Source organism: Hymenobacter sp. BT559, from assembly GCF_017571525.1.
GTDB lineage: Bacteria > Bacteroidota > Bacteroidia > Cytophagales > Hymenobacteraceae > Hymenobacter > Hymenobacter ginsengisoli.
In genome coordinates this window covers 1-19466 of the sequence record NZ_JAGETY010000023.1, presented here as the reverse complement: position 1 = coordinate 19466, position 19466 = coordinate 1, and the positions used below count along the sequence as shown (strand labels likewise).

The 19466-nt window shown below is 60.9% G+C and carries 21 protein-coding genes and 1 pseudogene; 7 read left to right on the top strand and 15 right to left on the bottom strand.

Annotated elements, in window-relative coordinates:
- Positions 1 to 73: 73 nt before the first annotated feature.
- From J4D99_RS21360 to J4D99_RS21350, 3 genes are read right to left on the bottom strand one after another with little or no spacing between them, the layout of a single operon-like run.
- Positions 74 to 469, bottom strand: coding sequence for a hypothetical protein (locus J4D99_RS21360; protein ID WP_208133780.1), 396 nt, complete (start codon positions 467 to 469; stop codon positions 74 to 76).
- Positions 470 to 520: 51 nt separating this feature from the next.
- Entirely contained in the window at positions 521 to 1273 is a 753-nt protein-coding gene (locus tag J4D99_RS21355; RefSeq protein ID WP_208133779.1) for a HupE/UreJ family protein, read from the bottom strand.
- Positions 1274 to 1283: 10 nt separating this feature from the next.
- Entirely contained in the window at positions 1284 to 2615 is a 1332-nt protein-coding gene (locus J4D99_RS21350) for a tetratricopeptide repeat protein (RefSeq protein ID WP_208133778.1), read from the bottom strand.
- 363 nt (positions 2616 to 2978) lie between these two features.
- Between J4D99_RS21350 and J4D99_RS21345 the strand changes: the two genes are divergently transcribed.
- Positions 2979 to 3185 (top strand): transposase, encoded by a 207-nt coding sequence (locus J4D99_RS21345; RefSeq protein ID WP_208133777.1) that lies wholly within the window; start codon positions 2979 to 2981, stop codon positions 3183 to 3185.
- A gap of 483 nt (positions 3186 to 3668) precedes the next feature.
- The gene (locus J4D99_RS21340; protein ID WP_255555178.1) at positions 3669 to 3959 is read left to right on the top strand and encodes a transposase; all 291 of its coding nucleotides are present in this window, start codon (positions 3669 to 3671) and stop codon (positions 3957 to 3959) included.
- 462 nt (positions 3960 to 4421) lie between these two features.
- Here J4D99_RS21340 and J4D99_RS21335 read toward each other — a convergent pair whose 3' ends face one another.
- The 3 genes from J4D99_RS21335 to J4D99_RS21330 form a co-directional block, all read right to left on the bottom strand.
- On the bottom strand, positions 4422 to 4793 hold the full coding sequence (locus tag J4D99_RS21335; protein WP_208133775.1) for a hypothetical protein: 372 nt from the start codon (positions 4791 to 4793) through the stop codon (positions 4422 to 4424).
- 11 nt (positions 4794 to 4804) lie between these two features.
- A complete protein-coding gene (locus J4D99_RS22065; RefSeq protein ID WP_255555177.1) occupies positions 4805 to 4930 on the bottom strand; it encodes a hypothetical protein in 126 nt (41 codons plus the stop codon).
- 99 nt (positions 4931 to 5029) lie between these two features.
- The gene (locus J4D99_RS21330) at positions 5030 to 5458 is read right to left on the bottom strand and encodes a hypothetical protein (RefSeq protein ID WP_345229266.1); all 429 of its coding nucleotides are present in this window, start codon (positions 5456 to 5458) and stop codon (positions 5030 to 5032) included.
- A gap of 157 nt (positions 5459 to 5615) precedes the next feature.
- Here J4D99_RS21330 and J4D99_RS21325 point away from each other — a divergent pair, with 157 nt between their 5' ends.
- The gene (locus J4D99_RS21325; RefSeq protein ID WP_208133774.1) at positions 5616 to 5771 is read left to right on the top strand and encodes a hypothetical protein; all 156 of its coding nucleotides are present in this window, start codon (positions 5616 to 5618) and stop codon (positions 5769 to 5771) included.
- 193 nt (positions 5772 to 5964) lie between these two features.
- On the opposite strand, the gene J4D99_RS21320 is transcribed toward J4D99_RS21325, so the two are convergent.
- From J4D99_RS21320 to J4D99_RS21310, 3 genes are all read right to left on the bottom strand, one after another.
- On the bottom strand, positions 5965 to 6522 hold the full coding sequence (locus tag J4D99_RS21320; protein WP_208133773.1) for a carboxymuconolactone decarboxylase family protein: 558 nt from the start codon (positions 6520 to 6522) through the stop codon (positions 5965 to 5967).
- A gap of 166 nt (positions 6523 to 6688) precedes the next feature.
- The gene (locus J4D99_RS21315; protein WP_208133772.1) at positions 6689 to 7585 is read right to left on the bottom strand and encodes a helix-turn-helix domain-containing protein; all 897 of its coding nucleotides are present in this window, start codon (positions 7583 to 7585) and stop codon (positions 6689 to 6691) included.
- Positions 7586 to 7664: 79 nt separating this feature from the next.
- Positions 7665 to 8351 (bottom strand): Crp/Fnr family transcriptional regulator, encoded by a 687-nt coding sequence (locus J4D99_RS21310; RefSeq protein WP_208133771.1) that lies wholly within the window; start codon positions 8349 to 8351, stop codon positions 7665 to 7667.
- A 251-nt stretch (positions 8352 to 8602) separates the two neighbouring features.
- Between J4D99_RS21310 and J4D99_RS21305 the strand changes: the two genes are divergently transcribed.
- Entirely contained in the window at positions 8603 to 9010 is a 408-nt protein-coding gene (locus tag J4D99_RS21305; protein ID WP_208133770.1) for an HAD family hydrolase, read from the top strand.
- 593 nt (positions 9011 to 9603) lie between these two features.
- Positions 9604 to 10203, top strand: coding sequence for a peroxiredoxin-like family protein (locus tag J4D99_RS21300; RefSeq protein WP_208133769.1), 600 nt, complete (start codon positions 9604 to 9606; stop codon positions 10201 to 10203).
- A 23-nt stretch (positions 10204 to 10226) separates the two neighbouring features.
- Here J4D99_RS21300 and J4D99_RS21295 read toward each other — a convergent pair whose 3' ends face one another.
- The 4 genes and pseudogenes from J4D99_RS21295 to J4D99_RS21280 form a co-directional block, all read right to left on the bottom strand.
- On the bottom strand, positions 10227 to 11669 hold the full coding sequence (locus J4D99_RS21295; RefSeq protein WP_208133768.1) for a dihydrolipoyl dehydrogenase family protein: 1443 nt from the start codon (positions 11667 to 11669) through the stop codon (positions 10227 to 10229).
- A gap of 464 nt (positions 11670 to 12133) precedes the next feature.
- The gene (locus J4D99_RS21950; RefSeq protein WP_370551488.1) at positions 12134 to 12688 is read right to left on the bottom strand and encodes a DDE-type integrase/transposase/recombinase; all 555 of its coding nucleotides are present in this window, start codon (positions 12686 to 12688) and stop codon (positions 12134 to 12136) included.
- A pseudogene (locus J4D99_RS22305) lies at positions 12600 to 12833 on the bottom strand (IS3 family transposase); the annotation flags it as partial. The gene J4D99_RS21950 and the pseudogene J4D99_RS22305, both read right to left, overlap by 89 nt.
- Positions 12834 to 12849: 16 nt before the next feature.
- The gene (locus J4D99_RS21280) at positions 12850 to 13308 is read right to left on the bottom strand and encodes a transposase (RefSeq protein WP_208133767.1); all 459 of its coding nucleotides are present in this window, start codon (positions 13306 to 13308) and stop codon (positions 12850 to 12852) included.
- Between the two features lie 252 nt (positions 13309 to 13560).
- Between J4D99_RS21280 and J4D99_RS21275 the strand changes: the two genes are divergently transcribed.
- Entirely contained in the window at positions 13561 to 16788 is a 3228-nt protein-coding gene (locus J4D99_RS21275; RefSeq protein ID WP_208133766.1) for a WD40/YVTN/BNR-like repeat-containing protein, read from the top strand.
- Between the two features lie 40 nt (positions 16789 to 16828).
- Here J4D99_RS21275 and J4D99_RS21270 read toward each other — a convergent pair whose 3' ends face one another.
- A complete protein-coding gene (locus tag J4D99_RS21270) occupies positions 16829 to 17437 on the bottom strand; it encodes a ferric reductase-like transmembrane domain-containing protein (RefSeq protein WP_208133765.1) in 609 nt (202 codons plus the stop codon).
- 99 nt (positions 17438 to 17536) lie between these two features.
- A complete protein-coding gene (locus J4D99_RS21265) occupies positions 17537 to 17986 on the bottom strand; it encodes a hypothetical protein (RefSeq protein ID WP_208133764.1) in 450 nt (149 codons plus the stop codon).
- A gap of 298 nt (positions 17987 to 18284) precedes the next feature.
- Here J4D99_RS21265 and J4D99_RS21260 point away from each other — a divergent pair, with 298 nt between their 5' ends.
- Complete coding sequence (locus tag J4D99_RS21260; protein ID WP_236018794.1) at positions 18285 to 19265, top strand: tyrosine-type recombinase/integrase; 981 nt, start codon at positions 18285 to 18287, stop codon at positions 19263 to 19265.
- Positions 19266 to 19466: the final 201 nt, after the last annotated feature.

Here is a 19466-nt window from a genome sequence, read left to right as displayed (position 1 = left end):
GGCCCATCGCGCAGCGCCTGGCTAGGGTGCGCAGGGCCAGCCAGCGGCCGGGCGGGCGCTGGGGCGGATAGCTTTAGCTGTATTGGGGCGGTGGGTAGTCGCTAAGGCCGGCCCAGGCGGGCCACGCCACTGGGGCCAATGCGGGGTGTTGGACCCGACTAGCCCCGGCTAGTGGCGGCACGAGGATGGCCACGGGTGCGGCGGCAAAGTGCACGTCGAGCCCCTTCAGCTGGGCCAAATAGTGCAGGCCGGTGCCGGTGGGCACCGGCCGGTGCACGGCGCGCTGGTCGCCGTTGCAGCGCTCGAAGCAGTCGAGGCGCAGGTAGTTATGCTGCTGGCAATCGGGACTGTGCACGTAGGGGTGCGCGGCCGAGAAGGGCGGCTCGGGGGGCCGGCTCACGACCAGGCCCGCCCCCACTACCAGCAGGTAGTTGAGCAGCAAAAGCCAGGTAAGTAGTGAGCGCAGCATAGATTAAAGAGGCAAATTTCTACAAAAAGCAGGCGGCCGAAATAGCCGCCACTACGCCAGCAGCCGCTCTACCGTCCAGTAAGCGGCTACCAAGCCCACCACTACCGACACCGGCACCACCACCCGCGCCCGGTACCAAGGCCGGTCGGCGGCCCAGCGCCCCACGAGCGCCCAGCACAGCAGAATAACACTGACTTGCCCCAGCTCGACGCCCACGTTAAAGGAAATGAGCGAGCCAAAATAGTCTTTCTGCGGCAGCCCGAGCCCAGTGAGCGCGCTGGCAAACCCCATCCCGTGAATCAACCCGAACCCAAACACGATGGCCAGGCGCCACGGGCTGAGCTTGGTCGTAATAATGTTTTCGAGCGCCACAAACAGGATGGACAGTGCTATAATCGGCTCGACTACGCTGCCCGGCGGCTTGATGATGCCGTACATCGCCAGCCCCAGCGTGATGGAGTGCGCCACCGTGAAGGCCGTGGCCTGCCACAGCACCGGCTTCAGCCGCGGCTCCAGGATGTAGAGGCTGACAATGAAGAGGATATGGTCGAAGCCCAGCGGCAGAATATGGGTGAAGCCGAGCTTGATGTACGTCCAGGAAATCTCGGTGCGCGAGAGTTTGCTTAGGTCGGCGTCGATGACATGGGCGGCGGCGGGCAGCGTGAGTAGGAGCAACAGGAATACGGTCCGAACCCGCCGGTCCTTATGAGCGCCGTGCAGCACGCGCACCAAAACGGCGGCCAAACGCAACCGCCCGGGGGCGCTTACTACGCGGCGCTCGTAAGGGCAGGTGGTTATAGGCATAGCCATTTTATTACCGAGCCGCTAGCAGGTTTTCGCCCTCAGCCGTTACCTCGGGGTTGAGGTAAGGCGCCACTTTCACGGCCTTCTCGATAAGGGCGCGGCCCTCGGCCGCCTGGCCGGTTTTGCTGAGGATAAGGCCAGCGCGGCACAGCAGCACCGGGTTTTGGGAGTTGGTACGGCGGGCCACCTGCATGTATTTCTGCGCCTCGGCATACTCGCCGCGCTTGTAGTACACCCAGGCCAGGGTTTCGTTGACGTCGATGTTATCGGGACGGCGGGCGTACTCGATTTTGGCGTGCTCCAGGGCTTTATCCAGGTCGCCGGTTTTGAGGTAGGCGTAGGCCAGCTCGCGATCGGTGTAGTGGCCCAGCTCTTCATTATCATTGGCTTGCTGGGCGGCCTCGGCTAGCATGGCTACCGATTCCTGAGCCATTTTGGCGGCCTCGGCGGGCTGCTTATTCAGGCGATACACGTCCACCAATTCGTCGGTGAAGGCATAGTCTTTTACGGTGGCGCGGGCTAGGTTCAGGTCAGCAATGGCGGTAGCATAATCCTGGTGAGCAGCGGCCACGCGAGCCAGGCCGGCCAGGGCGTAGGCGTAGTTGGGGCGCAAGGCCAGCGCCTGCTGGTAGTAGCCCTGGGCCTGGTCGAGGTGGCCGCTCACTTCATAGAGGTGGCCCAGGGCCACGCGGCTCCACTCGGTTTGTTCGAGGCCCGCAAAGCCTGCTTTCACGGCCATGTCCATCGCCTGAATGGCACCCGGCACGTCGCCGTGAATCTCGCGCAGGTAGCTCACGCGGGCGTAGGCCGTGAGGTCAGGACGCACCTGATTCATCTTGTCGGCCATCTTCACGGCCTGGTCGTAGTGGCCCAGTTCCACGTTGGCATCGGTCAGTAAGCCATATACATAGCCGCTATTCGGGTTAATGGCTTGGGCCTGCTCGGCCAGCGCTAGCCCCTGCGAAAAGTGGTGCTGCGTGAGGCTCAGGGAGGCCTGGCAGCACAGCGCTTCGAAGCTTTCGGGATTGGCTTTCAGCACCTCTTGCAGCAGCTGCATGGCGGCGGCATCGTAGTAGGGGTGGTTGCCGGTGATGCGGCCCTCCTGCATGTAGGCTTCGGCCAGCAGCAGACGGCTTTTCTGGTCGGTGGGGTCGGCGCGCAACTTGGCCAGCAGGCCTCCCATGGCGGCTTTGGTATTCGCCCACTCACCACCCAGGGCCAGCTGGCCGATGCGATTTTTTGGCTCGGGCAGGGCGGGCGCCCCCTGGCGCTTGAAGAAAATAATGGCGGCCATGGCTAGGCCAAAAGCAATTAACAAGCTGGCGTAAAGTTTCTTATGCATAGAAAAAAGAGCGTTAGATACTTGCTTTCAAGTGATATTTCAACAGTCTTTGCCTCTGTGGCCCTTACGTAGCTACCTGCGTTTCAGCCCTGCATCGGTAGGCTAAGCGGCGGCCCTAAGGTAGGGTTTTATCAACGCAATGCTTGCTTCGCACCGCTTAATTAATAGTGCCATTCGGCCAGCCCTAGCTGCTAGCCCTAAGCAGCTTACCAAACAGGATCAGCTATACGCACTTACGGCCAAGGCTTGCTCAGTAGATTGCCGCAAATGGAATATGTCTCTCCCTTCTGGGGTACAGCCGTATTCAGCTGTTGAGGTGGTCGAGTAAAAACAGACAGTGTGAAGTCTTACCTTCCACTGCTCATGCCCGACAAAACCCTTCGGAGCGGCTCGCCGCTGACCCGCAAGAAATACACGCCAGCTTTTAAAGCTGAGTGCGTGCGCCAAGTGGCCGCTGGAGCCCGGCAAACCGATGGGGCCCGCGCCCAGGGCCTCTCGCCTGCCTTGCTTGGCCGCTGGCAGCTCCAAGCGTTAGCCGAGGCCGAGCAGTGCGGAATGCGACGAGATTAAACGTCTGCGCGCCGAGCTCAAACGCGTGGAGCAGGAGCGTGATATTTTCAAAAAAGTCGTGACCATCTTTGCGCAGCCGCCTCCCTCATGAGACGTTACCAGTTTATCGAGCAGGTGGCGACCATTGAGCCGGTGTGGGTGCTCTGCCGCGTGCTACTTCAGCGCGGCCGGCTATTATCAGTGGCGGAGCCGTGCTGCGCGCCCAGCGCCCTGGTGGGAGCCTGCTCCCGATGCTGCTTTTTCGCGCTATGCCCAGCGCGACGCCTCCCGCCGCTTGCGAGCAGAATTGCAGGCCGAAAGACATGCCGTCGGGCGCTACGCCCTGCGCAGCTGGCTGCGTCGCCGCGGCTTGCAGGCGCTGAGTACGCGTCCGCAATGCCCGCGTACCACCGTAGCCGACCCCGCGGTAGTCGTGGCTGAAAATGAGGTGGTCTAGCTGAGCGAGACAGAGTTGGGCAGTACTTTTCTTCTCGATGGAACAGCCTGAGAAACGCCGTAAATTACGATGCGGCCTTCAAAGCCGAAGCCCTGCGCATGGCCAGCGAAAGCCGGTCGACCCAAGCCGCCGCCCGCGCCTTGCATCTCAATCCCAAGCTGCTCTATAAGTGGCAGCTGGAAGCGCTGCCCGCTCTACCCGCTAATCCGAGTGAAGCGGCCGAAGTGCGTCAGCTGCGCGCGGCCAACAAGCGCATGGCGCAGGAGCTGGAAATTTTAAAAAAGCCATCGCCATCTTCAGCACCCCGCCGACCTCGTGAGCTGCTACCAGTTTATTGACCAGCAGCGTCTTACTTACCCCGTGCGGCTCCTTGCCGGGTGCTGGGCGTGTCACCCGCGCGCTACTATGCGTGGGGGGCGTGGGCGGCGAGCCAGCCGCAGGCCGTAACGGCAGGGTGGCAAACAGCGATGATACACGCTTTTACCACTCATAAGCAGCGCTATGACACGCGTCGGCTACGGGCCGAGCTGCACGCCCTGGGCTATCGCGTTGGTCGATAACGCTTACGCACCGAGCTGCGCCGTCGAGGGCTGCGGTCTGTGCAACCGCGCGCCTTCACCCCGCGCACCACCGACTCGACCCACGGGCTACGCTGCGCGCCAAACCGCTTGCTTGACCAACCCAAACCGACTAAGTCCAACCAAGTATGAGTCAGTGATATAACGTACTTACCGCTGGCCTCGGGGCAGTGGGCTTACTGATGCGCCTTCCAGGATGCCTACTCCCGCCAGGTCGTAGGCTCATGCCCGAAGACTTACTAACCCGCGCCTTACGTCGCGCCCTGCTGGCCCGGCAGCCCGCTCCTGGCCTGCTCGTGCACTCCGACCAGGGCGGGCAGTGTGGCAGCGCTTACCGGGCACTGCTCCCACCAGCACGGGTGCCTGCGCTCGCAGAGTCGGCGCGGCGAGTGCCTCGATAACGCGCAGGCCCTGGCTTTCGAGGCTGCGCAGCATTTTGCGGAAGAGGTAAGACGAGGTGGGCACGCCGTGAATGCACAGCACGGCTTCGCCCTGCCCGTAGTCGAGGGCGAAGGTGCGGCCGCCGTCCACGTCGACATAGCGGCCGGAGGCCTCGTGGCGGGCAATAAACTGGTCTGCTGCGGAATCGCTCATTAGATAAGGGGTTAAGATTTGGAAGGGTACTGCTGCTGGGCTTCCGACTGGCCGGGGCGCAGGGTCGCGTCGCGGTTGAGGTGCTGCTTTTGCTGCTCGGCGGGCGAGGAATCAGCGGGCGGCACTCCCAGGCGCATGCGGGCGTCGTGCTAGCCCAGCTTGAGGCTGTCCCAGGTGTGGGCCGGCGCCTCGTAGCCCCAGGCGCGGTGCGGGCCGGGCGGCACCTGGCCCTTCTGTCACACAAAGCCGGAGAAGGCCTCGGCCCAGTCGTCGAAGTGGGCCTTGGCGTCGGTATTCTTCACCATGTCTTCGGCCTGGTCGTCGGCGTACTTTTTCCCTTCGCCGAATACCTGGTAGCGCCACAGTGCATCCGGCACCTCGATGCCGGAGTAGCGGCACTGCCACACCAAGGGGGCATAGGCCTGGCGCTGGTCTTCAAACGGCTCCTGCGCCGGGTCGAAGTACTCCTTGTGGCGCAGCAGCTTGGGGCGGCCGTAGGCATCGAGCTCGTCGCCGCCCTCGTCGCCGTAGCAGAAAAAGGCGGCGGTGCGGCCCTCCAGGTGATTTTGGCTGAGCTGCTCCCACTCGGGGGTGTGCTCCAGGGCCATGGCTTTTTCGGGGTTTTTGTGGTCGATGAGCGCCTCCTGGGGGTTCCCGCCGTTCATGCACCCGAGCCGGTCAAACAGCTGCTTGAGGCTGCTGCTGGGGCCGTACCAGTTGTGAGGCCCGATGATGGCCCAGGCGTCGGCCGTGTCGAGGCGGGCGTACTGGTCGAGGTCTCACATCAGGTCGGGCTCAGCTTTGCTGTCTTTCTCGTAGCAGTTGCAGGGCCAAACGCACAAGGCTATGCTGGTGCTCACGTTCGGGTTTCTGAACCGCTGGAACGACTCCATGGGTACCACCCTGGAGCCGGGCGCCGTGGTCCTGGGCGAGCAGCAGCTGGCCCCGCGAGGCTGGTCACCGGGCAAGCGCGCCTGATTTGTCCACAAGCGGGAGGCCAGGCGATTACGGCCCCATTTTCCGGCGCCGGTCGGCCTGGATATTGACTTCGGACCTGAACGCGTGGTTGGCGGCCCGCAGCGAACCAGTTTATACCCAACAGCAAGACCGGTCAGGCAGCGCATTACGCTGCCTGACCGGTCTTGCTGTTGGACGGGCTGCGAGGGCCGCGCTATACGGCTGCCGACTGCCAGGCAAACTTTTTAAAGGCATCATCCACCGGGGTGGCCGCAATGTGGTTGGTGTAGTTGCTGATGACCTTCTGGGAAAGGCCCAGGATTATTTCCAACACCTGGCGCTTGGAGTAGCCGGCAGCGAAAAAAGCTTCCAGCTCCTGCTCGCTCACCTGGCCCCGGTTCCGGACAAGGGATAGCGTAAAGTCGTGCAACACCTGGAGCTTCTCGGTGGGCAGCGCCGTTTGGTTGCGCAAGGCTTCGGTAATGGCCGGGTCCACCTTCATCATGTGCGCAATGCCGGTGTGGGCCGGCACACAGTAATGGCAGGCGTGCTCTACGTTGATGGTCTGCCAAACCACCGTCTGCTCGTCGTTATTGAAGGACGATTCGGTGAACAGCTTGTGCAGCAGCTGGTAGGCTTCGAGCACGCCCGGAGCTTCGGCCAGCGCGCCGTGAAGGCCGGGAATCATGCCGAAGGACTTCAGGGAATTTTCCAGAAACGGCTTGCTGGCGGTGGGGGCAGTCTCGAGGGTGTGAATGGGAAACGTGCTCATAGTTTTTGCTTTACGGGTACCCAAGAGCAGCAAAAAGCCAGGGGCTTTTTGCTGCCGCTTGCTTAACACAAAGGTACTGGCCGCCCAAAACGGCCCAATGGACAATGCGTTCTATGGTATGGACATTCGGGTCACGGCTCGGGGTGCCGGGGCGGAGCCCGGCCCGCTAAGTCGGCTCGGGGGCGGGTGGGCTGGCCCGGGCGCCACTGCCTTCGGCCACGGGCCGGGCGTACTGGGCGCGGTAGGCGCTGGGCGGCAGGCCTTCTTTTTTCTTAAACAGTCGGGTGAAATACAAGGGGTCATTGAACCCGGCCTGGTACGCAACTTCCCCAATGGATAAGTCGGAGAGCGAGAGCAGCTCTTTGGCCTTTTTCAGCTTTTCCTGGATGAAGTAGTTGGTGGGATTGTCGTTATATAACTTTTTGAAGGCCCGTTTGAAAGCGGACGAGCTCAGGCTGCACAAGGCCGCCAGCTCCTCGATGCTCAGGTTGGAATGCTTGTGCAGGTCAATGATGCTCTTGATGTTGATGTTGCGGGTAGAATACAGGTCGGTGACCAGGGATAGAATGGACGCGGCGTTTTTGGTCTGAATCAGCAGCAAAACCAGCTCTTTTATCTTTAATTCCAGCAAGGCGTCGTTAACCAGCGTGGGGTTCTCGAAATAGAACTCCAAGGACTCGATATACCGGGAAATAATGGTTTCGTTGGCAATGACACTGCTTTTGCCCGCGTAGGTCCGCCGCTCAATCAGGGCGGGCAGTTCGGCGGTGTATACCTGCTTCAGAATAGCGGGGTATAAGTGAATGGCCAGTACCTCCACGGTCGTGCCGGCTATTTGCTGCATGAAATCCAGAAAATAGGTGCCGCATTTCATCAGCACGGCTTCCTGGTGTTCCAGCAGCAGGTTGTCTTCAACTGACAGCAGCTGGGTGCGGCCTCCCCGAATCTGGATAAAACAGCCTTCGTTGTGAAAAATGGCTTCGTGCTTGTAAGGGGCGCGGATGAGCACCTTTTCAATGATGACTGTATCCTTGTAGGAGAAGGTGTTCCTTTCGAGTATCACGGCGAAGCAGTTAGGAAATTCTGGGAGTCCTGGTAAGGGTACGCTGAGCCGGGCATGCCCACCCGATTCCCCGTCCGACTTAAAGTTGGTTCAGGCGCTTGATGAACAGGTGGCGGCGGTTGTGAAGCAGCAGGCCTTCCCGCTCCAGGCTATTGAGCAAGGTCGTAACGGTCTGGTGGCTGGTGGCTGGTGGCGGCCAGGCGCGCCAGGTCGTAGTGGGTGAGGCGCAGCTGACTACCTGGTTGGGGTCGTTGGCTACTCGCTTGCCGTGCACCTGGGCCAGTTCCCGCAGCGGGTCACGCACGCGCTGCTCCGCGCTTTTAAAGACTAGGTCCGAAAGTCGGCTCTGCACCTTTTTCAGGCGCTGCCTCACCAGCTTATTGACTTCCAGGCTAAACTCGTGGTTGGCCGCCAGCAGGCCGTTGAAATCAGAAACTTCCACCCGGCATACCAGCGTCTCGTCCAGCGCCACGGCCTCCTCGTAGCGCTGCCCGGACTCGCTGAGCGTCAATTCGCCGAACAAGTCGCCCGGGCCGAGCCGGGCGAGTATTACCTCCTGCCCCGCGGCCGAGCGGTGGGTGATTTTCACCTGGCCCGTTTTTAGGATAAACAAGCTGTCGGACCGGTCGCCGTCAAAGTAGATGGCCTCGCCCTTGGCGAAGGTCTGCATGAGCAAGCGGCCGTGCAGGTGCTCCACGTCGGCGCGGGTAAGCGTGTGCAGCACCTGCAGGTTTTCCAGGTACCAGAGCTTGGTGGGTGTGGTCATAAAGAATTGGCGTCCAAAATACCGTAATAAAACGGCGATACGCAGAGCGTCGCCGGAGGTCCAGGTGTCGCCGCGCCGACGTTTTGCTTCTTTTTTGCCGGGCTTCGCCCGGCGGCTGGGCGGAGCAGTCGCTTCTGCGTATGCAGGCAGATGCTTTCCCGCCGCACGTTTACTGCCCTGCTGGCCGTGGCCGCCGTGGCCCTGCCTTTTACCACTCCGGCTATGTCCCTTTTCGGTCCCGCCCCAAACTGTTGATTTTTGACGTAAACGAAACCCTGCTCGACCTGCGCAAGCTCCAGCTCGCCCTCAATGCTGAGTTTGAGTCCGAATTTGCGTTCAAGCAGTGGTTTTCGCTGCTACTGCAGTACTCGCTGGTCGACACGGTGACGGAGGATTACCACGACTTTGGCGCCATCGGCGACGCGGGCCTCGACATGTTGGCCCAAGCTCTGGGTCAGCCGGCCCGGTCCGCGGCCCGCAAACAAGACCTGCTGGGCCTGATGGCCGAACTGCCGCCCCACCCAGACGTGGTGCCGGGCCTCACGGCATTCCAGCAAGCGGGGTTCCGAATGGTGACGCTCACCAACTCCACGGCCAGCGTGGGCAAGAAGCAGCTGGCTTACGCCGGGCTGAGCAGCTGCTCAGTATCGATGAGGTAAAGCGCTATAAGCTGCACCCGAATACCTACGCCGCCGCCTGTGAGCAGCTCTAGGTGGCCCCCCAGGGAGGCCATGCTGCTGGCCGCCCACGGCTAGGACGTGGCCGGGGCTCGGCGGGCCGGGCTGCAGGCCGCCCTCATCCTGCGGCCGGGTCAGCAACAGTACCCCCTGGCCCCCGCTCCCACCCTGATTGGACCCACGCTGCCGGCCATTGCCCAACAGCTAGTGGGGCTAGGCAAGTCGCCGGGTGGGCCTGCTGACAGGACAGCCCAACTAGCTAACTCAGTTATTTTCGCCTTTATAAATGGCAGCTGGGCTGGTCAGCGCAAAAAGGTTGTAAATCGTATTGCGGGGCCACACCCCAGTGGGTACTGGCGGGTCACCGTACAAGGGACCCGAACCACGGGTGGACCAACAAGTCCATAATTAATCTGCGTAATGCTGGCCCTTGCTGCCCCGCTTTTCAACCGGGCTGCATTCCCCGTTGCAGTGTCCCTAGCTAGTGCAGGGCTTGCAGGATGTCAGCCGGCTCGGCCCGTTGACGGTAGTCGGAGTTGAGGCGGGAGGCCAGTGGGAATGCCTACCTTTCGGCAATGAACAAACCCCTGCTTCCGGTTGCCGCCCTTTTGCTGCTGCCCGTGGCAAGTCCCGCCCAGCAAGCCCCCACGCGGACGGCGCAGCCCCTGGGCCTTGGTACGGTCGCCCCCGCCTTTACCGGCCGGGACCTGGCAGGCCGCTCCGTGGAGCTGAAGAGCCTGCTGAAGAAAGGCCCCGTGGTGCTTTACTTCTACCGGGGCCAGTGGTGCCCGTACTGCAACAGGCAGCTCAGCCAATTGCAGGACTCGCTGCAGCTGCTCACGGCAAAGGGCGCCCAGGTAGTGCTGGTCACGCCCGAAACGCAGGAGAACATCGGCAAGACCGTGGCCAAGACCAAGGCGGCCTTTCCCATTATCTGCGACCAGCACTTCGCCATCATGACGGCCTATCACACGGCTTTCACCGTCGACCCGGCCACCGTGCGCAAGTATCAGGGCTTTGGCGTGGACCTGCTGCAGGCCAACGCCTCGCCCGAAGCCGTGCTGCCCGTGCCGGCCACCTACGTCATCGGCCGCGATGGCCGCATCAAGTACGTGTACTTCAACCCCGACTACACCCGGCGCGCGTCGGTGCGCCGGGTGGCCGCGGCACTGTAGGGCAGGTGGGGCGGGCGGCCGCCTCACAGCTTATACGCCACGTCCAGCGCCGTTTGCAGCAGCGCTGGTAATTCCAGGTGCTCCATGAGGAGCTTTTGGTTGATGCGCGCGGCTACGGGGTAGGGATAAACTTTGTCGAAAATAGCGCTGATACCCAGCCCGCTGGTGTTGGCCAAGATCAACTCCTGCACCAGCTCGCCAGCGCCGGGCGCTACCATGGCGCCGCCCAGAATGCGGCGCTTGCGGCCGGGCAGCGGCAGGCTGTGCTGCTCAATAAAAAGCAGCAGGCGCCCGTAGCGGTAATCGTCCACCACGGCGCGGTCGTCGTCGGCAAAATCGGTTTCCCACCGCTCGTAGGCCATGCCGCGCTTGTCCAGCTCGGCGGCATCGAGGCCGAAGTGCGCTACTTCGGGGTCGGTGAAGGTGACCCAGGAGAAGTGGTCGTAGCTGAGCTTTTTCTTGAGCGGCGAGAAGAAATTGAACAGCAGCAGGCGCACGTGCAACTCGGCTCCGTGGCTGAACTTAAGCGAGTTGGCCGCGTCGCCGGCCACCACAATGTCGGGGTTGGTGGTTTGCAGGTGCTCGTCGAGCTTAATATGCCCGTGCTCGTCTACTTCTACCCCGGCTTTTTCCAGCTGCAGCCCTTCGAAGCTGACCAGGCGCCCAATGGCCACGTAGCCACTGTCGAAATCCAGGACAAAGGGCGCGCCCTGCCGGGGCGTTATCAGCGCCTGGGTGGCCGACGAAAACGATGCCACCTCGTTTTTCAGGTGAACCGTGATGCCTTCGGCGCGCAGGCGCTCCAGCAGCACGGCGTTGATGCGGGGGTCTTCTTTTTCGAGGAGGGTAGCGCCGCGGTGCACTACGGTTACGTGCGCACCGAGGCGCTGCATGGCCTGGGCCAGCTCCACGCCGTTGGGGCCGCCGCCCACTACCAGCAGGCGGCGGGGCAGCTCACGCAAGTCCCACACGTGCTGGTTGTCGTAGAGGCGCACCAGCTCGGCGCCGGGCACCTGGAGCGGCTGCGGCCGCGAGCCGGTCGCGATGGCCAGCTTGCGCCCCCGGTACGTGCGGCCGTTGAGCTCGATGGCGTGGCCATCCACGAACCGGGGGCGGCCGATTTCCACCGTGATGCCCAGCCCGCGCAGGTACTCGGGGTTTTCGTGGTGGCGGATGACGGCCTGCCGGCTGCGCACGTAGTCCATCACCTTCGCCATGTCGGCCGCGCCGCTCACCTGCAAGCCAAACTGCGCGGCCCGACGGGCCTGGTGCACCTGGCGCGAGGCGTAAATCAGGGCCTTGCTGGGCACGCAGCCGTGGTTGAGGCAGTCGCCACCCACGTCCTCGGCCGTTTGGTCGACGAGCAGCACGCGCAGCCGCAGGCGGGCCAGCGCCAAGCTCAGGCCCAGCCCGGCCGAGCCGGCCCCGAGCACAATCAGGTCAAAATCAGGAGCAGCTTCCGGCATCAGTAGAAAATGTATTAGTGAAACAATGCTACCAGCCCACAAGCATTGAGCGATATGGTAAGGGCGCCAGACTGCTACAGAAAAGGGCAAGAAGCTACTTAACGTAATCTAATAGCTGGTGGGAGCGACCGGCAACCACACATTGCGCAATAGCTGTTGTTTAGAGTTTTCTAAACAAGCTTGATACCAGGCAAAAAGAAGCACTACCTTTGCATTTAATTGGAATCTTTCCAAATAATATATGGTTCGTCTTCATCTTATAAGTTCGCTGCTTGTTAGCGGTTTTATCTTCCTGCTGCCTTTGCAAACGCTGGCCCAACAAGTAGCTGCACCCAGTAAGCTACTGGAGGAAGTGCAGGTGGTGGGCCTGAAATCTAAAAATGGCCTGGGTACTTTAGGTGGAGTAAGTGGCGCAGTCCGCTCCGCCGGTAAGAAGACGGAGGTGCTGGTCTGAGGTGGTCTAGCTAAGTCGCACAGAGTTGGGACGCAGTTTGAAAATGGGTTTCGAAGTGGTTGGGGGCCAGATAGCCCAGGGCCGAATTTAGCCGTTGGGCGTTATAATAGGCGAGATAGTGGCTGATTTCCAGGCGCGCTTCACTCAGGTTGCGGAAGCTGCCGCCGTCGAGCAGTTCGGTTTTGAGGCGGCTCCAAAACGATTCGGCGTGGGCAGTAGCGTAGCAGTTACCACACCGACTTATGCGCTGTACGGCTTTGTGGTGCGTCACTAAGCTCTTAAAGTTGGTAGCTGCGTACTGGCTACCCTGGTCGGAATGAACTAGCAATCCTGCGGCGGGCTGGCGCACAGCCAGGGCGCGACGCAGGGCCTCGCTGACCAGGTCTTCGGGCATCGAGAGGCGCACGTCCCAGCCGACTACTTTGCGCGAGTAGCGGTCGAGCCAGGTGGCTAGATTCAGCCAGCCACCGCCCTGTTTAGGTAAATAGGTGATCGCCCATCCAGACCTGATTCGGGGCGGTGGCGGCCGGTTGGCCCAGCAACAGGTTCGGGGCGGCGCGCACACTGGGGTCGGAGTCAGTGGTGCGCGGCACAAACGAGCGCGGTTGTTGGGCGCGCAGACCCGCGGCGGCGAGCGCCCACCGGATGCGCCAGCGGCCCACCTGGTGACCTTGGGCGTGCAGCTCGGCCCGCAGGCGGCGGGTGCCATAGCGGGCGGAATACCACCTAAACTCTGCACGGACAGCTACTTACCAGGCTGGTGCCGGCGCGGGTGCTTGACGTCGCTGCCATGCATAATAGGCACTGGGTGCCACGCGCAGCACCTGGCAGAGCTGCCGTACAGGTACTTGGTCCCGGCGCTGGCCGATGTACTGATAGGTACTTACCGCGTCGGTTGACCGAAGATGCCCAAGGCTTTTTTAAAATATCGAGCTCCTGCTCCGCCCGTTTCAATTGGGCACGCAGCTGGCGTACTTCCGGATCACGCGCCACCTCTACGCTGCCCACCTCGGCGACGAGTTTCGCCTCTTGCCAGCGATACAGCAGCTTGGGGCTGATGCCCAACTGCTGGGCCGCCGCTTGCGTGCTGCGGCACTCTGCAGCCAGGTGCAGGGTTTCAGCTTTGAAAGCGTCGTCGTATTTGCGCCGTTTGTCTGGCGTCTTCTTGCTCTTTTCTGCACTCATGACTCAGAAAATATACGTCCTGCTTTTGTACGTCTAACCTAGACCATCTCAACCTCACTTTCGGTTGCCCGAAGGAGTGGGTAAGGAGCGCGGATTTTGATAGTGGGCAGCGTGTAATACCTTGCATGGGCGCGGCAAGACAATGTACCAAGGACGCCATCCTAGTCCCGCGCAGGGCCGCCCGACTCCAAAAAACCTCCGGTACTGGCGACGTTTTCCTGCCAGGTTTCGCCAACAGCTAAGAAGTTGCTTATGAAGCTTTCCCTACCATTCACCGTCGCTTTTATTAGCCTACTGCTAGGGCTACTCGCGCCAACGACTCACGCGCAGTCCGGTCCTAAAGCCAAGAAAAGAGATGCGCATGCAACAACTGCCGTGTACGACTCCGTGCTCTACAATGGGCTGCGGTGGCGCTCCATCGGACCGTACCGGGGCGGGCGCGCCGGCACCGTAACGGGGGTACCCGGAAACCCCAACCTATACTATATGGGCTCGGCGGGCAGCGGGGTGTGGCGCACCACGGACGGCGGCGGCACCTGGGCCAACATCACCGATAAGTATTTCGGCGGCTCGATTGGGGCCGTGGCCGTGAGCGAGTCGGACCCGAACGTGATTTACGCCGGTCAGGGCGAGCAGACCGTGCGGGGCAACGTGTCGTCGGGCTTCGGGGTGTGGAAGTCGCAGGATGCGGGCCAGACGTGGCGCAATGTGGGGTTGAAGGACTCCCGGCACATCGGCCGCATCCGCATTCACCCCAAAAACCCCGATTTGGTGTACGTAGCGGCGATGGGCAACCTCTACATGCCCAGCGAGATGCGCGGCGTGTACCGCAGTAAGGACGGCGGCAAGAACTGGGAGCGGGTGCTGTTTGCCAACAAAGACGCCGGCGCCGTGGACCTGATACTGGACCCCGCAAACCCGCGCATCCTGTACGCCAGCACCTGGAACGTGCGGCGCACTCCCTACAGCTTCTCCTCGGGCGGGCCGGGCTCGGGGCTTTGGAAAAGCACGGATGGCGGCGATACCTGGACCGATATTTCCCGGGCCGACGGCCTGCCTGCGGGTACGCTGGGCATCATCGGCGTGGCGGTTTCCCCGGTGAATTCTCAGCGGGTGTGGGCGCTAGTAGAGGCTGAAAAAGGGGGCCTGTTTCGCTCCGAGGACGGCGGCCAGCACTGGGCCAAGCTCACCGACGACCGCAACCTGCGCCAGCGCGCCTGGTACTACACGCGCATCTATGCTGACCCCAAGGATGCCGACGTGCTGTACGTGATGAACGTGTCGTACCACAAAAGCAAGGACGGTGGGCGCACGTTCGCGGCCAGCAACGCCCCGCACGGCGACCACCACGACCTCTGGATTGCCCCCGAAAACCCCAGCCGCATGATTATTGCCGACGACGGCGGCGCCCAAATCAGTACCGACGGCGGCCTGAACTGGACCACCTACGGCAACCAGCCCACCGGCCAGTTCTACCGCGTGGTCACCGACAATCACTTTCCCTACCGCATCTACGGGGCGCAGCAGGACAACTCTACGGTGCGCATTGCGCACCGCTCCGGCGGCAACACCATCGGCGACCGGGATTGGGAGCCTACGGCTGGTGGCGAAAGTGCGCACCTGGCCGTGGACCCGCTCAACCCCGACATCGTGTACGGCGGCAGCTACGACGGTTTTCTGGCCCGCGTGGACCACAGTACCGAGCAGGAGCGCATGATTAACGTGTGGCCCGATAACCCCATGGGCCACGGCGCCGAGGGTATGAAGTACCGCTTTCAGTGGAACTTCCCGCTGCTGTTTTCTCCCCACGATCCCAAGCGGCTCTACGCTGGCTCGAACCACCTGCACGTCACCACCAACGAAGGCCAGTCGTGGGAAATGATAAGCCCGGACCTGACCCGCAATGACCCCAAGACGCTTGGTTCCTCGGGCGGTCCTATCACCCAGGACAACACCGCCGTGGAGTACTACGGCACCATCTTCGCTATCTCGGAGTCGCCGGCCGAAGCAGGCGTTATCTGGACTGGTTCCGACGACGGGCTTATTCATGTGACCCGCGACAACGGCAAAACCTGGACCAAGGTGATGCCCAAAGGCATGCCCGAGTGGATTCAAATTAACAGCATCGACGCCCATCCCACCATCAAGGGGACCGCCTACGTGGCGGGCACCATGTACAAGTCGGGGGATTTTCGGCCCTACCTGTACAAGACCGCCGACTATGGCAAGACGTGGACGAAAATCACCACGGGCATCCCGGACACGCACTTTACCCGCGTCGTGCGGGCCGACCCCAAGCGGGCCGGCCTGCTCTACGCCGGCACCGAGTACGGCCTGTACATTTCCTTCAACGACGGAGTGCTGTGGCAGCCGTTTCAGCTCAACCTGCCGCCGGTGTCCATCACCGACCTCACCCTCAAGAATGACAACCTGATTGCCGCCACCCAGGGCCGGGGCTTCTGGCTGCTTGATGACGTTACGCCCCTGCACCAGTTGAGCGCGCCGGTGGCTGCCAGCAAATTTCACCTGTTCGCGCCCACCCCGAGCTACAAAATGGCCGGCGGCAGCACGCCCGACCAGCCCAAAACCGCCGGCCAGAACCACCCGGAGGGCGTGATGCTGTACTATTACCTGGCCCAAAAGCAGGACTCGACCAGCACGGTGAAGCTGGAAATTCTGGACTCCGGAGGCAAGCTCATCCGCCGCTTCGCCAACACGGATAAAGAACTGCGCGACAAGAACCTGACCAAGGAAGAAAAAGCCAAAGCCAAACGGGAGCTGGTGCCCACCAAAAAGGGCCTGAACCGCTTCGTGTGGGACCTGAGCTACCCCGATGCCAGCCGCTTCGAGGGCCTCATTCTGTGGGGCGGCGGCACCCAGGGCCCCAAAGCCGTGCCCGGCACCTACAAGGCGCGCCTGACCGTGAACCAGCAAACCCAGGAAACGCCCTTTACCGTGCTGCCCGACCCGCGCGCCAAAGCCACGCCGCAGGACCTGCAGGCCCAGTTCGATTTCCTGCAAGACGTGCAGCAGAAACTCTCCGAAACCCACGACGCTATCCGCGACATGCGCACCATCCGCGGGCAGCTCAAAACCATCACCGCGCCCCTCCAGGGCCAGGCGAACGCCAAAGAGGTGCTGGAGTCGGCCCGGGCCATCGAGCAGAAGATGACCCAGGTAGAAGAGGCGCTCTACCAGACGAAAAACAAAAGCGACCAGGACCCACTCAACTTTCCCATCCAACTCAACAACAAGTTGGCCAACCTGGCCAGTCAGGTGAGTAGTGGCGACTTCCGACCGACGGAGCAGGCAGTGGCCTTCAAAAAAGAAGTGCTGGAGCAGATAAATCAGCAGCTCAGTCAGTTCAGGATGATAAAGGAGCAGGATATCCCCGCGCTTAACAAGCTTATTCGAGACAAGCAGGTGGACGCCATTACGCTGCCAAAGACTGCCCCGCCAACGCCACCAAGCAGCATATAAAACGTCAGTCCTTTGAAAAAGCCTGAGCCTGCTCTCAGACCTAGGCTTTTTGGGTTTGGCCAACTAAGCGCTTTCTGTTTGCCACCTGGTAGCGTACGCGGTACCAGGTAGCTACAAGCAGCAGCAGCGCGCAGGCTTCGCTGAGTACCTTCTCCGCGTCGAAGAAGTCCACGGGCCGGTCTTTCAGCAGGGGGTCCATTACCACGCCGTGTACCACAAACAGCAGCGCCGTGCCGTACGAGAGCAGGTGCAGGTTCTTCCAGGCTCGAAAACTCAGGCGCTTTCGGAACGCTTTCCGGGAGGTCAGCACCACAAGCAGCAGGGCATAAAAGGCCACGGTTCCCGCTGCCACAAAAAGCGGCTGGTGCGGCGCCCGCACTGGAAACAAGATGTTGAGAAGCGTGAATTTGGAGGCTTTATCGACCACCAGCAGTAAGGGATGAACGAGGGACAACGCCAGCGCTCCGTAGGCCGTCCAGTTGTGCACGTCAAATAGGTGGACCTGCCGGACCACTGCGGGCAGCTTCTTCCAGTACCATGCCTTTCGGTAAGCCGTGCCCAGCAGCATGCCGAGCAATAAGTTAAGGGTAAGCACTACGGCCGCGGCCAGGCCGGCGGCTGATGACACATCCAACAGGGAAACGTCCATGGAAGTAAGTTCGCGGGAACGGAAAGCTACGCCGGAAAAGAATTTTGAGGTGGCTGAATAAATCAGCGTTGACTTCGACGTGGTCGTAGTAGTTGGCTTTTAGAAAGTAGTGGCTCGTGGCATCGGGCAGACTGGCAGCCACTGCCTGCAGCGCGGAGGCGATGAGAGCAGCGTAATGCATGATTCGATGGGTACGCTTGACTGGTAGGTCCAATCTTCGGGCAATAGAATAGCCTGCATAAAGGTGGAGTGGCCTTGGTCTCGGCGTTCCAGCGCGTGCCGCCGCAAGGCCAGGCTGTTTTTACTTTGCTCGCAGACTTCCGGCTCGACTGCGCGGCGCATATTGGCCCGCAAGCCTTCATGCCAGTCCAAGTAGTCGGCTTCGGTTATTTGCCCGACGGCTTGCTGCTGGTAGCGGTAGCTGGCATTGCCCAGCCGAAATAGGCGGGCATGCTCCGCGCGCTGCGCTTCGGGCAGGGCTGCCAGAAATTCCAGCTGCGAGTGGTGATACTTATCGAGTGGGTGCCGGGGCTGGAGCAGGTTTTCCATACCTCATATAAGAGGTGCGCCAAGTTACAAACCCGGCCGGTGCGCCGCACTACAGGTAATAAGGTTGTCGAAATGCCGACGAGTATAAAGGTGCATCGGCAAGGTGCACCCGCGCTTGATATACTACGAGCGCACGATTGAGATTGTCCGGCGGCTCTGGAGCAGCCCCAAACAGATTAGCCCAGTTAGTGAATCTGGCGCTGATATCAGTACCGATAATAGTTAATTGTCGGTACTAAGTTTGTATCTTTGGTTTTCGCCCAAAAGTTGGGGTTTTACTCCGTATTATATAGGCTACATGGAAAACGCGTCGCAGCTCCCGGTTCTGGTTCCCACTCGTTCGCACGCCATGGTCGAGATGCCGGCCTCGGTGAGTCGGTATGTGGAGGCCGGCCTGCACGGGGCCGAGAATACCAAGCGTGGGTACGCGGCCGACCTGCGCAGCTTTCAGGATTACTGTGAGCACCACGAGTTGTTGCACCTGCCGGCCGATGTGACGACGGTGGCCGGATACGTTTCACAGATGGCCGACCGGGGATTGAAGCTGGCTACGATTCGTCGGCACGTGGCGGCGATTGCGAAGCTGCACCAGTTAGCGGGTCAGCCTTCGCCAACTGCGCACGAGGCGCTGCACGTGGTGCTAGATGGTATTACCCGCGTTATTGGCAAACGTCAACGACAGGCCGCTGCATTTACTGTTGCGGAATTAAAGCAAGCAGTTCGGGCAATGGACTTGACGACGCCCACGGGACTGCGTGATCGCGCCTTGCTGCTGTTAGGGTTTGCCGGCGCTTTTCGTCGCTCGGAATTAGTGGCGCTAAATGTGGAGGATGTTGAGTTGACGCGGCAGGCGCTGGTGATTCATATGCGACGCAGTAAAACCAATCAGTTTGGTGAGGAAGAAGATAAAGCCGTATTCTATGCGCCTGGCGCAGATTACTGTCCCGTACGCGCCGTGCAGGATTGGCTCGCCGTGCTGAACCGCCCGGCAGGACCCCTATTCACTCGCATGAGCCGGGGCAACAATGCGCGGGCTGCTCAGCCGGGAAAAGCGCGCTTATCAGACCAGAGCGTGAATGATTTGGTGCAACGTCACTTGGGGCCTGGATACACAGCACACTCACTAAGGGCTTCCTTCGTAACTATTGCCGTAGAGGCGGGTCAAAGTAACAAGGCTATTAAAAATCAAACCAAGCAAAAAACGGATGCCATGATTGAGCGGTATGCGCGCTTAGATGATGTGAAGCGATTTAATGCTGCTCAATATTTAGGGCTATAGTTGGCTGCTATTTATCCCGGTTTACTCAGCAACAGTTAATTGGGAGTTGCTACCCGTTGCAATGGTGTTAAGTTGCAAAACAACGTTACAACTTAACACCATTGCAACAAAGTACCATATTTTTACAGGCAAAATTTCTTAGGGCATATTATTAATGAACATAAGTTGCTTTTTTTCAGTGTTATAGCATTTTATAAACGC

Coding starts and splice junctions, on each gene's coding strand:
- J4D99_RS21360 (WP_208133780.1), bottom strand. CDS start 469: ATGCTGCGCTCACTACTTACCTGGCTTTTGCTGCTCAACTACCTGCTG.
- J4D99_RS21355 (WP_208133779.1), bottom strand. CDS start 1,273: ATGCCTATAACCACCTGCCCTTACGAGCGCCGCGTAGTAAGCGCCCCC.
- J4D99_RS21350 (WP_208133778.1), bottom strand. CDS start 2,615: ATGCATAAGAAACTTTACGCCAGCTTGTTAATTGCTTTTGGCCTAGCC.
- J4D99_RS21345 (WP_208133777.1), top strand. CDS start 2,979: ATGCCCGACAAAACCCTTCGGAGCGGCTCGCCGCTGACCCGCAAGAAA.
- J4D99_RS21335 (WP_208133775.1), bottom strand. CDS start 4,793: ATGAGCGATTCCGCAGCAGACCAGTTTATTGCCCGCCACGAGGCCTCC.
- J4D99_RS22065 (WP_255555177.1), bottom strand. CDS start 4,930: ATGCGCCTGGGAGTGCCGCCCGCTGATTCCTCGCCCGCCGAGCAGCAA.
- J4D99_RS21330 (WP_345229266.1), bottom strand. CDS start 5,458: ATGAACGGCGGGAACCCCCAGGAGGCGCTCATCGACCACAAAAACCCC.
- J4D99_RS21320 (WP_208133773.1), bottom strand. CDS start 6,522: ATGAGCACGTTTCCCATTCACACCCTCGAGACTGCCCCCACCGCCAGC.
- J4D99_RS21310 (WP_208133771.1), bottom strand. CDS start 8,351: ATGACCACACCCACCAAGCTCTGGTACCTGGAAAACCTGCAGGTGCTG.
- J4D99_RS21300 (WP_208133769.1), top strand. CDS start 9,604: ATGAACAAACCCCTGCTTCCGGTTGCCGCCCTTTTGCTGCTGCCCGTG.
- J4D99_RS21295 (WP_208133768.1), bottom strand. CDS start 11,669: ATGCCGGAAGCTGCTCCTGATTTTGACCTGATTGTGCTCGGGGCCGGC.
- J4D99_RS21280 (WP_208133767.1), bottom strand. CDS start 13,308: ATGAGTGCAGAAAAGAGCAAGAAGACGCCAGACAAACGGCGCAAATAC.
- J4D99_RS21275 (WP_208133766.1), top strand. CDS start 13,561: ATGAAGCTTTCCCTACCATTCACCGTCGCTTTTATTAGCCTACTGCTA.
- J4D99_RS21270 (WP_208133765.1), bottom strand. CDS start 17,437: ATGGACGTTTCCCTGTTGGATGTGTCATCAGCCGCCGGCCTGGCCGCG.
- J4D99_RS21265 (WP_208133764.1), bottom strand. CDS start 17,986: ATGGAAAACCTGCTCCAGCCCCGGCACCCACTCGATAAGTATCACCAC.
- J4D99_RS21260 (WP_236018794.1), top strand. CDS start 18,285: ATGGAAAACGCGTCGCAGCTCCCGGTTCTGGTTCCCACTCGTTCGCAC.